Here is a 13,091-nt window from a genome sequence, read left to right on the forward strand (position 1 = left end):
ACAAGCCTACAGCAAGGGTTTCTGCAGACATACACTGTTCTCCATCTGCTCGTAAGGCGGGTATTTATCCATGAATGTATAACCGGATTTTTGATAGAGGGCGATGGCTTCCGGCTGACGAATGCCGGTTTCCAGTACGGCACGGGAAAAACCCTCAGAGATGGCCCAGGTTTCCAGCTCTTTTAAGATGGCGTACGCAATGCCCTGACCACGATGGGTATTATGTACGAACATGCGCTTGATTTCGATCGTATTTGTGTCAAACTGGCGAAAACAGGCACAACCTACCGGCAGCGCATCTACATATGCGACTACAACGGTAGGTATGTTTTTAACTTTATCGAGGACTTCGTAATCCTGTTGTACTTCAGGATACCTGATCCATAAATCTTTGTCAAGGGCAATTATCAGCTCCTGAAAATGAGGATCATCACTGTGCGTTCTTTTGAGTCTTAGCATAGCCCCCTAATTTACTATTCTTTTTACCATATCCAAAGTATACGATAAAACCTAACAGCAACCATACGATGAGGCGGATCCACGTATCCAGTGGCAGGGAAAACATCATTACCAGACAGGTCAAAATTCCTAACACCGGCACTACCGGCACCCATGGTGTTTTGAATGCACGGGGAATATCCGGTTGCTTTTTGCGGAGAATAAGGATACCTAAGCAGACCATTACAAACGCCAGCAATGTACCGATGCTACACATCTCTCCTACTACTGAAATAGGTACCAGACCTGCAAAGAGACTGATGAAGATACAGAGTACGATATTAGATTTGAATGGTGTGGCAAAACGCTGATGCAGCTGCGCAAATACGGGTGGCAATAACCCGTCTTTACTCATGGAATAAAATACCCTGGATTGTCCCAGCAGGTCTACCAGTATCACGGAAGTATATCCTATGAGGATGGCGCCGATCACTGCCAGGAACAAACCTTTATAAGGTGTATGTGCGATGGCCACTGCAACGGGTGCAGGGTTGTCTTTAAACTCTGTGTAATGCGCCATACCTGTCATCACGTAACCAAACAATACAAAGAGTATGGTACATATGATGAGGGAACCTAAGATCCCTATCGGCATATTCTTTTTTGGATTGCGGGTTTCCTGCGCCATGGTGGCGACAATGTCGAAACCAATGAATACAAAGAATACTACGCCCGCACCTCTCAGAATACCGCTCCAGCCAAAGGAACCAAATTCGCCGGTGTTCGCAGGGATGAATGGGTGATAGTTTTCAGGATGAATATATTTCCATCCCAATGCAATGAATACCAGTACCACTCCTACTTTCAGTGCTACTACGATCGCATTGAACAATGCCGAACTTTTAGTACCTCGTATGATAATAGAAGTAATGGCTACAATGATCAATACAGCTGGCAGATTGATAAACCCATGTACGAATGTATGATCTGCCAGTTCTATTTTTTCAAATGGAGACGCGACCAGCTGAGGAGGTATATGAATATTGTAAGTGCCGAGAAACTTGACAAGATAACGCGACCAGCTGATGGCTACAGTAGAGGCGCCTACTGAATATTCCAGGACCAGGTCCCAGCCTATGATCCATGCCCAAAGTTCACCGAGTGTAGCATAAGCGTATGTATACGCACTGCCTGCTACGGGTACCATGCTGGCCATTTCTGCGTAGCAGAGTGCGCTGAAAGCACAGCCTACGGCCGCCAGTATAAATGATAAAATAACAGCAGGACCAGCGTTATTCGCAGCTGCAATACCAGTGAGGGAAAAGAGCCCTGCACCGATGATCACGCCAATACCGATGGCAATGAGATTGAAACCTCCGAGACTACGTTTTAATGTATTACTGCCACTTTGAGCAGCTTCCTGTTGCAGGCTTGCAATTGATTTTCTTATCACAGGTATGATTTGGATTGGGTGCAAAGGTAAGGGATTGAGATTACTCTACAAAACAACTAGACTTAATACCATCCCACGATCGTATTTGCCGTCTATAAAGTTTCCGCATTCTTTAACATCGCATTAACCGATGTAACTTGGCTGAGTTGTAACTTAGCCGGACTATAAAATTATTATTTCATAGGTATAGGGATATCAGACAGCTGCTCTTTTAAGGGTGGCTTTTATTTTTTTAAACCATTGTTGATTTTAAATGTTACATCATTATGGCTACACTCAATCCTTATCTCAATCTCAACGACTCCTGCGAAGTATAGCATTCACTGGATGGTGAACTATGATTAAATAACAAAGGTAATGCGGTGCGGCATAGTTTGGCATTCATTATGTTCATTATATCCCAAAAGGTAATATTATGAAAAGCGTTAAACTGGCCTTCTATGCCCGCCTGGCCCTGATCTTACATGCGCTTATCCTGTCCATGCTAATTATGCATCTTGGCAAGACGGTGATTATTCCACTGTTCTTTGCCTTGCTGATCTCATTTGCTCTACTGCCTGTATGCCGGCAATTGGAAAAATGGGGATTGCATCGTGGTATTGCGGCCGCTATTTCAGTACTGCTCTTTGTGGTACTGATCGGTTCTTTTATAGATGTGCTGAGTCACCAGGTGGTGAACTTCACCCATAATCTGCCTGAACTGCAAAAGCGGTTTACGGAAAGTCTGACAGACGTCAGAGCCTGGCTTTTTAATACCTATCATATCGATTATCAACAACAAACAGACTATCTGAAGCGCTCTACCAGCGGTCTGCAGTCTACGGCTATGAGTTCACTGGGAGCCACCTTTATTGGGGTAGCAGAGGTCTTTATCCTCTTTATCTTCTTCCTCATCTTTACTTTCTTCATGCTATACCACCGCCGGTTGTTCAAGCGCTTTGTGGTAGCCCTCTTTCCAAAAGAAGAACTGCCCAAGGTAGAGGAAGTACTGGTAAGTGCCCGCAGCATGATCAACAGATATATTATCGGGCTGCTGACTGAAATGTTTATCCTGATCATCTTATTGCTTTCTACCCTGGCCATATTAGGGATCAAATATGCCCTGCTGATCAGTGTAATGGCAGCACTGTTGAACGTAATACCCTATCTGGGTATTTATACAGCGATGGCCATCAGCATGTTCATCACTTTTGCCAATGGGGAACCTTCACAGGCGTTAACTGTTGGTATTGTTTTTATCGTGGCGCATTTCCTGGATGCAAATGTTATTCTGCCCCGTGTGGTAGGTGGTAATGTAAAGCTCAATCCCCTCATCACTATTATCGCCGTACTCACCGGCAAGCTGATTTGGGGCATACCGGGTATGTTCCTGTTTATACCCCTGGCGGCCATTATCCGGATTATCAGTGAAAAGGTGGAATCATTGCAACCATGGGCAATTTTGATGGGAGAGGAAAAATAATTTGGGGGCTACTGACATACTGTTGTCACCTGCCCTTTTTTACTTTGTGATAACAAAACAAACCTCACATGAAAGAAATGACCACCACTGTAGCTACGGAAACATTTATGACCCCGGCTCAACTGCTGAAACACTGGCAGTTGCACCGTAACCTGACCCGTAAAACGATCAATGCATTCCCGGAAGATAAACTCTTTAGTTATTCTGTAGGTGGCATGCGTCCTTTTGCTGAACTGGCAATGGAATTCATAGGTATGGCCGTACCTACCCTGACAGGGATTATCACTGAAAAATGGGAAAAATTCAAGCATGATGAAGCTCCTGATACCAAACAGGCATTGCTGGAATTGTGGGATGAGCAGACGGAAATTATTGACACCTTATGGCCAAAAATTTCTGCTGAAAGATTCAATGATGTTGTATTAGCCTTCGGTCAATGGGAAATGCCGGTATACCTGTTGGTAATGTATGTGGTTGATAATGAAATACATCATCGCGCTCAAGGCTATGTGTACCTGCGTTCACTGGGTATTGAACCACCTTTCTTCTGGGACAGAGAGTAGTAGTATACACCCCATTCTAAAATCTGATAAGAAGCGCCTGCTGTATGGCAGGGGCTTTTTTATTGAAAATAGTTTGAGATACACCTCATCCAGCTCCTGCCATTCGAAGGACTTAAAATGCCCCGGATTGGTGAAGTAAATGGTACCCGGCTGGGTAGTGTATATCTGCTCATCTGTTGTATAACGGCCCGTTCCACTCTTTACAAATACAAAAGAGAAGAAATTGACACGGTATACAATAGAAGTATAGGGCAATACCGGATGTATGTCCCTGATATTATGAATCGTAAAGTCGGTTTGATCATCAATAAGATCGGTGGGCAAATCCTGAAAAAGGTATTGTTCTTTTAAGGAGTTAAAAACATGCCTTTCTATATCCTTTTTCATGGGTTGCGATTTAGTCCACGTAGCTCACGATATAAGCATCCTGCTCCTTTGCCTTTTCATAGATAGCTTTCAGCGCCATCAATTCTGTAGCCATATGCTGGGCATTGAATGTTACGCCTTCTTTTTCATCGTCTGTCCATACCTGGCCAGGTTCTATGTCATGTTCATTCAGCTCTGCATGGTCAAACAGCGCAATAATGTTGCCTGGTTCGATAGCTGACAGCAGGTCTGCAATCTCTACCACGGTAGCCGGATCATTGAAATATAACGGTTGCCTGTCGAAGTCAAAATCGTCAGGGAGTTCGTCGATATCGATATTTTCAAAGTCGATCTCCTCTCCTACATATGCTTCAGGGTAAAAGATCTGCCTTACGATAGAGATGTCCTCAGGTCTGCTACCTTTGGAAATCAAAAATAATAATCCTTCGAAGGATTTCTCAAAAGTTGTTTTTTCCCTGGCTATGTTGGCCACTGGGTATTCAGGATCGTCTCCTATTTTGGAAAATTCGTTCCTGTCTACGAGAAATAGTGTAGCACTTTGTCCCATAAGAGCGTTTAAAGATTCCGCAAATTTATTTGAAGATATTAACATCTGCCAAAAAAAGCAAAAAAGGATATTTGAGTGGTGGGTTTTATGCTTTTTGTGGGCTTAACCAAAGACAATCGCTTCTGCCTTGGGCAGAAGCGATTGTCGTTAGAAGGTGGGCCTGCGGCCGGTTAAGAAGATCCGGCATCATTCGAAAGCAAGCCAGCACTATTTTATTATGCCTATTTCGGCGATTCCTACATATTGTTTGCCATCTTTAGCTGGCAGTACATGTAATGGCTCAAACCGGAAGTATCTTGCGGTGACTGGTTTTTCCAGGTCAATCCTTTGTTCGATCGGGTTAGCTTTAATATTAGAGAACTCCCCTTCTTTCTGCAATTCCCAGGTCTTACCATCCTCACTGGTGTAGATCTTATACTTGTCTACCAGGCCTTTATCTTTTAACGGCAGGTAGTTAAAGCCGATCATCTTCAGTGGAAACTGCATATCTACGATCACGCCTTTAGGAGCAATCTTCTTAAAGGTAGACATTTCCATCTGTACAGCACTCGTTGCATCCCCGTCAATAGCGGCAGAGAACTTCGTATTCGGTGATTTCCATTGTGTTTTATCGACAATGGTATTTTTGTTTGTAGTGGCTACCTTTACCTCAGGGGCTTTGAACAGGGCTACATCACTGAGACAGATACTCGCAGCACCCTTTGTGATACGGATCCTTACCTTATCGGTCGTTACCGTACGCTCACTACGGATCAGGCGGCAATAACCAATTGCTGTACCTTTCTTCAGTTCTGTCCACTGGTTATTTTCCCAAACATCTACTGCCCAGTCGTCTATACGCTGACCTAATTTAATGTTCTCACGGAGACGGATGACGTTGAATGTTTTTGTACCTGCCAGGTTCAGTACCAGCTCACCGGTGTTCACACCATCTTTGGTACCCCAGTAGGTGTATGGATCATTATCCAGTACATTCTCAGCAGCATATGCCTTATCCTCGCTTCTTACATCACTGGCCTGCACTGTTGCGCCTGCCGCGAAGTTAACCTTGTACATTTCTTTGATGATATCGCCAAAGCCTTTCAGCGAAGCAACGTCAATTTCATTTACCAGACCTCGTTGATCAGGAGGTACGTTCAGCAACATGGTAGTACCATGACCTACTGAAGCGAAGTAATGGTTCAGCAGATCCTCCGGTGTTTTCACTTTGCCATCCTCAGTAGCATGGTAAAACCATCCTGGCCGGATGGAGAAGTTTGTTTCTGCCGGCATCCATTGTTTACCATTCCGGGTACCATTCAGCCCCAGTTCATACAATACCTGTCCCGGTGATGCCACCGCTGAATCCTTATCACCGATGGGGGTGTAAGTAGCCCAGCAAGGGTCGCCGGAGAAACCGGTTTCGGTACCTACCCAGCGTACATCCGGTCCTACATCGCTCATGATCACTGCATTTGGCTGCTGCTCTTTTTCCTGTCTCCAGGTTTCAGGCCAGTTATAATACGTGTAACGATCGATCTTTACTTCTTTACGTGCACCACCATAATAACCATCGCCACCATTTGCGCCATCATGCCAGATCTCGAATACCGGACCATAGTTGGTCAGCAATTCTTTCATCTGTGCGCGATAGATGCGTACATACTCCTGAGTGCCGTAAGCAGCATTGTTCCTGTCCCATGGAGAGAGGTATACGCCAAATTTGATCCCCTGTTTTTTACAGGCATCTGCAAATTCTTTTACCATATCGCCCTGGCCATTCTTCCATGGGCTTTTAGTAATGTTGTGAAAAGTGGTTTTGGTTGGCCAGAGGCAAAAACCATCGTGGTGCTTACAGGTCAGGATCAAACCTGTCAGTCCTGCGGCCTTAATGCTCGATACGATCTGATCGGCATCGAAGTTGGTAGGATTAAATATTTTCTCATCTTCGTCGCCATACCCCCATTCCTTGTTAGTGAAAGTATTAACAGTGAAATGTACAAACGCGTACATATCCATAGCCTGCCATTCCACCTGTGGTGCGGAAGGCAATACGCCGTAAGGTGCAGGTGCACTTACCTGTGCGTTGCTACAGCTGGGCCCGAGCATCAGCATGGCAAATGCCAGACTTGTGCCGCCTATAAATTTCTTCATGTAGTATTGTGTTTTTTGTTAGACCTGTGTTCACATGAGCTATAAAAATAGGTCGTTTTATCAAGGAATGGAACTATACGGAAAATAGTATTACCTATACTCAAAATAATATGAGGGCCCGCATATGCAGGCCCTCATTACAATTCAAATCCTTATCAGTTAAAAGATATATCTCAGCCCCAGCTGCATCTGCCATCTGGATGGCAGGTCAGGACTGGTGGTAAAGGTCTGTGTTTGTCCGGGGTCAAACTGGTAAATTGCCTTGCCATCGGTATCCTTGCCGGTATAGGCCAATGGCTGGTAGTAACCTGTAGTACTGGCGTATTTACGCAATCCCCATTTACTGCTGATCAGGTTTCCGAGGTTCACGATGTCCAGACTCACCTGAATGGTGCTGGTATGATCTTTCCCTTTAAAGTTGAAATCCTGTAACAAACGCAGGTCCAGCTGACTAAACCAGGGCGTGGTACCATCATATTTTCCGGTATACTGACCTCTGTGTGAACTAAGGTATTTATCCTGCTGGATAAATCTTTCCAATGCTGCTCCCTGCGCTGCCGCATCCTGCACCGTACCATTTGCATCTGTCAATGTTGCAAAATTCATTTTGCTGATCTCTGACTGCGTAGGCACATACAGGAGGTCGTTTGCTGCAGAACCATCATTGTTTACATCGCCACCATATACATAGGAGTAGCGGTTGCCGCTTGTCCAGTTGCTAAAGAAGGAAATGGTGGTTGCATATTTTCCTTTGCTGTATTCAAACTTCTTGATTCCTGCCAATGTGATACGGTGGGTGTTACCATATAGGGAGTTCGATTCTCTCGCCTTGTTTGCATTGCCCAATACCGGGTTACGGTCAAATGCATCGCCGGAAATCTCTGCGGAGATTGAGCTTGCATCTTTTGCAATCAGATAGTTATATCCTAACATGAGGAAATAACCTTCGCCAAATGTTTGCTGCGCCTGGAAAGAAGCATTGAATGAATAACCGATCTTTGTATTGGTAAACACATAGGTAGCTGTATTGCCTTTATCACTTGCCTGGTATACTTCGCGTGTATCGCCTGTGCCTGAGTTCAACACACCAGTTGGGGTACCCAGACCATAATCTCTTACCATCATAGAGTTCAGGTCTTTTGAATAAGCCAGGTCACCTGTCAGGATCGTACCGATTGGTAATTTATAATCCAACCCGATATTAGAACGCCAGATCTGTGGCCACTTAAAGTTGCGCGCTGTCACATCATAATAACCGGTGAAAGGATTACCAATCTGGTTACCCACCCATACAAAGGGGAAACGGCCGGTAAACAAACCGGTACCACCACGTAACTGTACGGTTTTATCACCATTGATGTCCCAGTTGAAACCTACTCTTGGAGAGACTAAGACCTTACCGCTGGGCATGCGGGTATTATCAATTGTCTGACCTGGACCATTCTTTACGGGGTTCCCGTTTTCATCAAATAATGTGAGATCATCTGTATTCGCCACTGTGGGAGAACCTTCTACAAATGTACCTGCGAAGGTGCCATCTGCATTGACGTTAGGGCTCTTATAGCTTGCTTTGGACGGATAATACAATGCCTTGTCAAAGCGTACACCATAGGTTAATTTGAAGTTGGATACCGGGTTCCATTCATCCTGTGCATAAGCAGAAGCCTGCCCTACAGTGAGGTAATACCAGGTCCACTGATCAGCAGCTGCGCGGTTCTTTGCATAAGATACATTTGCATCGTACCCGCCAGCAGCAGCAGAGGTGAGGAAGTCATTGATGTCTACCCCTGAGAAGAGGGTATATCCAAACCCTGTCAGGTTGAAAGAGTTCCCAAATTTGAACTGCTCGTACGAACCACCAATGGTGATGGTATGCTTAGGCAGAATGATGTTGAAGTTATCTGTCAGCTGTAGTGCATCCTGGTTCAGTACATTATTAATTGAGAATGGCTCATACCCTGCTACGATATAAGGCACGCCATACTTCGTAATATTCAAAGCAGGGAAAGGGGTTGAGAATGGATTACGGTTATCCCTGAAGATGGTATAAACTGCCCTGAATTTATTGGCGTAGGTATCATTGAAGTTCGACTTCAATTCCAGTCCGAATGAGTGCAGTTTATTGACCATTTCATATCCTGAATTTCTAAATTGCAGGGTAATGGCATCTGGTCCGCGACGGTTGATGGCATTGGGGTGAGCCGTTTTTTCCTGGGAACCATCCAGGCCATTATAAGTAAAGGCCAGTGAATGTTTATTATTGATCACCCAGTCAATTTTTGCCAGCCATTTATAGTTGCTTCGTTTCAGGTTATAATGTTCGTAAGGTCCTGTGTTATAACCATACTTTGAACTCAGCAGGTCACTCACCGCCTGCAGGTCAGATGCCAGTACGCGGGAAGTGGTGATGTCGCCGGCATTATCCGCAGTTTGTGCTACATATGCACTGGCTTCATCCTTGCGCTGTTCGGATTCGAAGTTGACGAAATAAAACAGTTTGTTCTTTTTGATAGCTCCACCTAATGAAAACCCTGCCTGAAAGGATTCCAGTGTAGGCACAGAAAATTTCTGTCCGTCTATTTTGTTGCCGGACAATGCATCATTACGATAGAAAGCGTAGACGGTACCACTAAATTTGTTGCTACCGCTTTTGGTCACTGTGTTTACACCAGCGCCGGTAAACCCTGACTGGGTTACATCATAAGGTGCGATGTTGATCTGGATCTGATCGATCGCATCGATAGAAATGGGCGTGGCATTGGTTTGCCCGCCGGGAGTAGGTGCATCCAGACCGAAAGGGTTATTGAACACCGCTCCATCCAGGGAGAAGTTGTTGTACTGCCCGTTCCTGCCTGCAAAGGAAATTCCGTTGTAAGTAGGAGAAGCAGATGGTGTAAGGCGCAGGTAGTCGTCTGCCGAACGGGAAATGGTAGGCAGCTGACGGATCTGGATGCTGGAAATATTTGTAGATGCACCCGTGCGCTGGTCATTAAAAATGGTAGAGCGACCACTCACTACAACTTCGCTGAGGGTACCTGCGGCTTCAGAAAGACGCAGATCCAGTGAGGTCGTTTGACCCAGGTTCAGGAAAACCCCGGAAGCAGTTTTAGTCGCGTAACCGGTAAAAGACACTACTACGGTGTAAGGACCTCCCACACGGAGGTTGGGCACAAGAAAACTTCCATCTGATTTGGTAATCAATCCTTTGTTGATACCTGCGTCTGACCATGTTACCTGTACTGTAGCACCGGGTAAAGCCTCCCCGGCCTCGGTTTTTACTACACCACTCAGGCTGGCGGTCGTTACCTGGGCAAACACACTACTTAACGAAATACAGGCAATTAATAAGCTCAAAAGGAGCTTGTGGCGATTTGGTTGATACATCTTTAAGATATTGGTGAGTAAGTAATGGCTAACATTCAAAGAACAACTACAGCACCATTCGGATAAACATACTGTACAATTTACCATAAAAAGTGCACAATTCCACCGGGGTTTCTGCAAAAAATTCAGGAAAGAGCTTCAAAATAAATACATAAAATTATTTAACATGTATATGTTCCTACCCCATTATGCAGAGTTATGTAAACACTGCATAAAAGTGCGAAACCTTCTCCCTATTCGGTTATGTGCTCAGGCACCATCCTTGTTACGCAGAGTAATTAAAATCTGATAAAATGACGAAGAAAAAACCACTTGCGAAAAACTCCCCAAAAGACAATACGGGTCAGCCAGCATCTTCCGAAACGGCCAAGACCATCGACCTACAGCCACAGACCATCGATGCAACAGATCAAACCATGAATACGAACCAGGGCACACTGATCAATGATGATATGAATACCCTCAAAGCAGGCGACCGGGGACCTTCTTTACTGGAAGACTTCATTTTCAGAGAGAAAATGACACACTTCGATCATGAGCGCATTCCGGAACGTGTGGTACATGCACGCGGCGTTGGTGCCCATGGGGTATTCCGGGTATACGAATCACAGGCAGATATTACTAAGGCAGGGTTCTTAAACGACCCCTCCAGAGAAACACCCGTATTCGTCCGCTTCTCTACGGTTGCAGGCAGCAGAGGTTCTTCTGACCTGGCCCGCGATGTAAGAGGCTTTGCCGTAAAGTTCTATACACAGGAGGGAAATTTTGATTTAGTAGGCAATAACATACCTGTGTTCTTTATACAGGATGCCATGAAATTTCCAGACCTGATCCATGCGGCCAAACCAGAGGCAGACAATGAAATACCACAGGCGGCTACGGCACATGATACTTTCTGGGATTTCATTTCCCTGATGCCGGAGAGTACACATATGGTGATGTGGGTGATGAGCGATCGTGCTATTCCACGTAGCCTTCGTATGATGGAAGGATTTGGTGTACATACCTTCCGCCTGATCAACGAAGCAGGTCAGTCACACTTTGTAAAGTTCCACTGGAAACCTATACTGGGTGTACATGCTGTAGCATGGAATGAAGCGCTGAAGATCTCTGGTATGGACCCTGATTTTCATCGCCGGGATCTCTGGAATGCTATTGAAAGCGGGAACTACCCTGAGTGGGAACTGGGCATACAGGTGATTGCAGAAGAAGATGAACACAAATTTGACTTTGATATATTGGATCCTACCAAGATCATCCCGGAAGAATCTGTGCCGGTACAAAAGATAGGGCGACTAACATTGAACCGCAACCCGGACAATTATTTTGCAGAAACAGAACAGGTAGCATTTCATGTGGGGAACATTGTACCAGGTATTGATTTCTCTGATGATCCATTGATGCAGGGAAGACTTTTTTCTTACACGGATACACAGCTGATCCGGTTAGGAGGGCCTAACTTTCATGAAATTCCGATTAACAGACCTATAGTCCCTGTATATAACAATCAGCGGGATGGGCATATGCGCCAGACCATTAATAAAGGGAAAGCGAATTATAGTCCGAACACTGTTGGAGGTGGTTGTCCTTATCAGGCAATGATGAAAAATGGTGGTTTCAGTTCTTTTCCTGAAAGAGTAGATGCGAATAAGATCAGACAACGCAGCAAAAGTTTTATGGATCACTTTAGTCAGGCAAAGTTATTCTGGTATAGTCAGAGTGACTATGAAAAGAATCACATCATTGATGCATTGAGTTTTGAACTGGGTAAAGTACAGACGAAGGCGATACGTGAAAGGATGTTGCGAACATTGGTGCAGGTGAATGATAAACTGGCGGCGGCAGTAGCTTTTGCGTTGGGTATGCCGGTGCCCGATGAACCCGTAGTGAATGAAGGAAAGCCTGCTGATGGAAATCCCAAACACTACGCCAGCATCATACGTGAGCCTGATGTAAAATTCTCTGCAGCATTAAGTATGGCGCATACAATTAAAGATAGTATTCTAACCAGGCAGATTGCAGTACTGGTAGCCGATGGGGTGAGTGCAACTTCGCTAAATACCGTAAAGAACAAGCTGATGGCAGCAGGTGCGGTAGTAGAAATTATTGCGCCCAGGCAAGGGTACATTCAAACAGCAGAAGGAGATGCGATCGAAGTGGATAAGAGTTTTCTGACGAGTGCATCTGTGTTATATGATGCAGTGTATGTGCCGGGGGGAGTAGATAATGTGATTGCTTTGCAGGATGAACCGGATGCGATTCATTTTCTGAATGAAGCATGGAGGCATTGTAAAGCGATTGCGTTTGATGCGGATGCGGAGCCTGTTTTAAAGGTGACTTATATTAAAGAGAAGGCGGCAGGGTTAATTATTGGTGACGATGCGGCAACACTGGCAGACGAGTTTATAAAAGCGGTGCAGCAGCATCGCTTCTGGGAAAGAGAGACAGCGAGAAAGGTACCCGCTTAAACTACTCCCGGGTGCTAGCCCCCCTTCCCAAGGCAAAAGTGTTAGCACCCGGGTTCGCTTATTTAGCTTATTTTGGATGGTTTCTACCCTATAACCATTGCTGTGACCAAGTCGCATTTTGCCCATAAAAGTCTGGCGATTGTACCAATAACGTATAAAACTGTGCAGTCCGGTCCACACATGAATTCCCCAATACTGGTGAAACACAGTACTACCACTCTGCAAATATTGCATTTGCCGGAATATTTTTTTTCAC

Annotated in this window: 9 protein-coding genes; 3 read left to right on the forward strand and 6 right to left on the reverse strand. The window is 45.1% G+C overall.

Going from position 1 to position 13,091, the window contains the following annotated elements; all coding sequences use genetic code 11:
• Window positions 1-6: 6 nt before the first annotated feature.
• Complete coding sequence (locus QQL36_RS30920) at window positions 7-459, reverse strand: GNAT family N-acetyltransferase (RefSeq protein WP_083727136.1); 453 nt, start codon at window positions 457-459, stop codon at window positions 7-9.
• A complete protein-coding gene (locus tag QQL36_RS30925; RefSeq protein ID WP_083727138.1) occupies window positions 431-1,891 on the reverse strand; it encodes an amino acid permease in 1,461 nt (486 codons plus the stop codon). The genes QQL36_RS30920 and QQL36_RS30925 overlap by 29 nt, the downstream gene beginning before the upstream one ends.
• A 415-nt stretch (window positions 1,892-2,306) precedes the next feature.
• Between QQL36_RS30925 and QQL36_RS30930 the strand changes: the two genes are divergently transcribed.
• Both QQL36_RS30930 and QQL36_RS30935 read left to right on the forward strand, forming a co-directional pair.
• Complete coding sequence (locus QQL36_RS30930; RefSeq protein ID WP_321567915.1) at window positions 2,307-3,353, forward strand: AI-2E family transporter; 1,047 nt, start codon at window positions 2,307-2,309, stop codon at window positions 3,351-3,353.
• Between the two features lie 68 nt (window positions 3,354-3,421).
• Window positions 3,422-3,916 carry a DinB family protein gene (locus QQL36_RS30935; RefSeq protein ID WP_235643941.1) on the forward strand — a complete coding sequence of 165 codons (495 nt, stop codon included), beginning with the start codon at window positions 3,422-3,424 and terminating at the stop codon, window positions 3,914-3,916.
• Here the strand turns inward: QQL36_RS30935 and QQL36_RS30940 are convergent.
• From QQL36_RS30940 to QQL36_RS30955, 4 genes are all read right to left on the reverse strand, one after another.
• Complete coding sequence (locus tag QQL36_RS30940; RefSeq protein WP_321567916.1) at window positions 3,875-4,303, reverse strand: AraC family ligand binding domain-containing protein; 429 nt, start codon at window positions 4,301-4,303, stop codon at window positions 3,875-3,877. The genes QQL36_RS30935 and QQL36_RS30940 overlap by 42 nt on opposite strands.
• A gap of 10 nt (window positions 4,304-4,313) precedes the next feature.
• On the reverse strand, window positions 4,314-4,850 hold the full coding sequence (locus QQL36_RS30945; protein ID WP_179091257.1) for a DUF1877 family protein: 537 nt from the start codon (window positions 4,848-4,850) through the stop codon (window positions 4,314-4,316).
• Between the two features lie 207 nt (window positions 4,851-5,057).
• Window positions 5,058-6,983 (reverse strand): alpha-L-fucosidase, encoded by a 1,926-nt coding sequence (locus QQL36_RS30950; protein WP_083727146.1) that lies wholly within the window; start codon window positions 6,981-6,983, stop codon window positions 5,058-5,060.
• Window positions 6,984-7,142: 159 nt separating this feature from the next.
• On the reverse strand, window positions 7,143-10,337 hold the full coding sequence (locus QQL36_RS30955) for a carboxypeptidase regulatory-like domain-containing protein (RefSeq protein ID WP_235643942.1): 3,195 nt from the start codon (window positions 10,335-10,337) through the stop codon (window positions 7,143-7,145).
• A 323-nt stretch (window positions 10,338-10,660) separates the two neighbouring features.
• Between QQL36_RS30955 and QQL36_RS30960 the strand changes: the two genes are divergently transcribed.
• Window positions 10,661-12,835, forward strand: a complete 2,175-nt coding sequence (locus QQL36_RS30960) for a catalase (RefSeq protein WP_083727150.1) — start codon at window positions 10,661-10,663, stop codon at window positions 12,833-12,835.
• The last annotated feature ends 256 nt before the right edge of the window (window positions 12,836-13,091 follow it).

Source organism: Chitinophaga sp. LS1 (assembly GCF_034274695.1).
Classification (GTDB): domain Bacteria; phylum Bacteroidota; class Bacteroidia; order Chitinophagales; family Chitinophagaceae; genus Chitinophaga.

Excerpts from the sequence above, each read along its gene's own strand:
- QQL36_RS30930 (WP_321567915.1), top strand. The coding sequence starts at position 2,307 with ATGAAAAGCGTTAAACTGGCCTTCTATGCCCGCCTGGCCCTGATCTTA.
- QQL36_RS30935 (WP_235643941.1), top strand. The coding sequence starts at position 3,422 with ATGAAAGAAATGACCACCACTGTAGCTACGGAAACATTTATGACCCCG.
- QQL36_RS30920 (WP_083727136.1), bottom strand. The coding sequence starts at position 459 with ATGCTAAGACTCAAAAGAACGCACAGTGATGATCCTCATTTTCAGGAG.
- QQL36_RS30945 (WP_179091257.1), bottom strand. The coding sequence starts at position 4,850 with ATGGGACAAAGTGCTACACTATTTCTCGTAGACAGGAACGAATTTTCC.
- QQL36_RS30960 (WP_083727150.1), top strand. The coding sequence starts at position 10,661 with ATGACGAAGAAAAAACCACTTGCGAAAAACTCCCCAAAAGACAATACG.
- QQL36_RS30940 (WP_321567916.1), bottom strand. The coding sequence starts at position 4,303 with ATGAAAAAGGATATAGAAAGGCATGTTTTTAACTCCTTAAAAGAACAA.
- QQL36_RS30950 (WP_083727146.1), bottom strand. The coding sequence starts at position 6,983 with ATGAAGAAATTTATAGGCGGCACAAGTCTGGCATTTGCCATGCTGATG.